Origin of the sequence: Promicromonospora citrea (assembly GCF_013004695.1) — a bacterium.
Lineage (GTDB): Bacteria > Actinomycetota > Actinomycetes > Actinomycetales > Cellulomonadaceae > Promicromonospora > Promicromonospora citrea.
Window position 1 is genome coordinate 1 of sequence record NZ_JABEMG010000259.1, and the last position, 2,136, is coordinate 2,136.

The 2,136-nt window shown below is 78.2% G+C and carries 3 protein-coding genes and 1 pseudogene; all 4 read left to right on the forward strand.

Annotation, left to right across the window (positions count from 1 at the left end; genetic code table 11):
- The coding region (locus tag HLB15_RS23380) for a DUF4129 domain-containing protein (RefSeq protein ID WP_171109135.1) at window positions 1-323 on the forward strand (323 nt) is incomplete at its 5' end.
- Window positions 320-868: a hypothetical protein gene (locus HLB15_RS23385; protein ID WP_171109137.1), complete on the forward strand. Its 549-nt coding sequence runs from the start codon at window positions 320-322 to the stop codon at window positions 866-868. The genes HLB15_RS23380 and HLB15_RS23385, both read left to right, overlap by 4 nt.
- The gene (locus HLB15_RS23390) at window positions 861-1,871 is read left to right on the forward strand and encodes an AAA family ATPase (RefSeq protein ID WP_171109139.1); all 1,011 of its coding nucleotides are present in this window, start codon (window positions 861-863) and stop codon (window positions 1,869-1,871) included. The genes HLB15_RS23385 and HLB15_RS23390 overlap by 8 nt, the downstream gene beginning before the upstream one ends.
- Window positions 1,868-2,136: pseudogene (locus tag HLB15_RS23395) on the forward strand (DUF58 domain-containing protein); the annotation flags it as partial. The gene HLB15_RS23390 and the pseudogene HLB15_RS23395, both read left to right, overlap by 4 nt.

Below are 2,136 nucleotides of genomic sequence, written 5' to 3' on the forward strand. Positions count from 1 at the left end.
TCACCCGCGCCCTCACCCACCTCGACCACCACACCCGCCCCCGCGACGCCGTCGTCGCCGCCTGGGTCGCCCTCGAGGACGCCGCCGCCCGCGCAGGCACCCGCCGCGACCCCGCCCAGACCCCCACCGAGTTCACCACCGCCGTCCTGGCCACCACCCCGGCACCCCCCGACGCCGTCACCCGCCTGCGCACCCTCTACCAGCGCGCCCGCTTCACCGACCGCCCCGTCGACGACCACGCCGTCGACCAGGCCCGCACGGCGCTCGCGGCGATCGCCCGCAGCCTCGACGTGCCCGACGCGGGGGCGGTGGAGGCGCCGTGACGCGGCTGAACGTGCGGCGCGTCGTGACCGTCACGGTGCTCACCGGCCTGGCCGCGGCGGGTCTGGCGTGGTGGAACGTGCTCGGCCCGTGGCACGCGGCCGCGGCGACGGCCCTGGCGTGCGCGCTGACGGTGGTGTGGTCGGCGACCGAGAGGCAGGTGGCCGACCCGGAGTGGCCGCGCGTCGCGTTCGAGGCCCGCCCGGGCGGGCGGCACGACGTGTCCGACCTCGGCTGGGCGGCGTTCGGCCGCGACGGCCGCGTGACCGACCGTGTGGTGCGCCGGGTGCGGGCCCTGGCCGTCGACCGGCTGCGGGCGCACGGCGTCGACGCCTCCGACCCGGACGCCCGCGCGGACGTCGAGCGGCTGCTCGGCGCACGCGTGGTCCGCCAGCTCGCCTCGGGCGTCCCCCCGCGGGGCCGTACCGTCCAGGAGTGGCTCGACGCGATCGAGCGCCTGGGCCCGGCCCCGGCGGGAGAGACCGCACCCGACGGCACCACCGATCCCGCCGACCGTCCCATCGACACGGAGGAGCACCGTGCCTGAACCGACCCCGGGCCCGACCCCGACCGTCCCCACGCCCGCCCCGCTGCCCGTCGCGGAGGTCGCGGCCCTCGGTGAGCGCGTGCTGGCCGAGGTCGGCACCGCCGTCGTCGGCATGCGGGGAGCGCTGCGCACGGCGCTGGCCACGATCCTGGCGGGCGGGCACGTCCTGTTCGAGGACGTGCCGGGCCTGGGCAAGACGCTCGCCGCCCGGTCGCTCGCCTCGGCCCTGGGGCTCGACTTCGCCCGCCTGCAGTGCACGCCCGACCTGCTGCCCGCCGACATCACGGGCTCGTCGGTGTTCGACCCGGCCACGCGCACGTTCGAGTTCCGGCCCGGGCCGGTGTTCACGGGCCTGTTCCTCGCCGACGAGATCAACCGCACCGCCCCGAAGACGCAGTCGGCGCTGCTGGAGGCCATGGCGGAGCGGCAGGTGTCGATCGAGGGCACCTCCCGCCCGCTGCCGCGTCCGTTCCACGTGCTGGCCACGTCCAACCCGGTCGAGTACGAGGGCACCTACCCGCTGCCCGAGGCGCAGCTCGACCGGTTCATGGTGCGGCTCGCCGTCGGCTACCCGGACGCCGCGCAGGAGGCCGAGGTGCTCGCGCGGCGCCTGGCCCGCCGGCAGGAGGCCGCGCCGGTGCAGCGGGTCGTCGACCCCGCGACGGTCCTGGCCATGCAGGCGGGCACCGAGGCCGTCGGCGTGGACCCCGACGTGGTGCGGTACTGCGTCGACCTGGCCGCCGCGACGCGCGGGCACCGTGACCTGGAGGTCGGCGCCTCGCCCCGCGGCTCGCAGAACCTCGTCCTGCTGGCCCGCGCCGTGGCCGTGCTCGACGGCCGCGACTACGTGCTGCCCGAGGACGTCAAGCAGGTCGCCGTGCCCGTCCTCGCGCACCGCCTCACCCTGACGCCGACCGCATGGGCGGCCGCCGCGCGCCCCGAGGACGTCGTCACCGAGCTGCTGCGCACCGTGCCGACGCCCGCGACGGTGCGCGCCTCATGACCGTCGGCGGCGTCATCGTCGAACGCGGCCGCACCAGCGGGGGCAGGCGCGCCGACGAGCTCACCGGGTGGCGCACCACCTCGGCGCGCACCGCCGCCGTCGTCACGGGGGTCGTGCTGCTGGTCGTCGCCGTCCTCGCGGGCCGCGGCGACGTCGCCCTCGTCGGCGTCCCCGGCCTGCTCGCCGCCGCCTGGGCCGGCACCGCCCGCCCGGCCGCACCGCTGCGCGCCCACCTGCGCGAACCCACCGGCCCCACGGCCCCCGG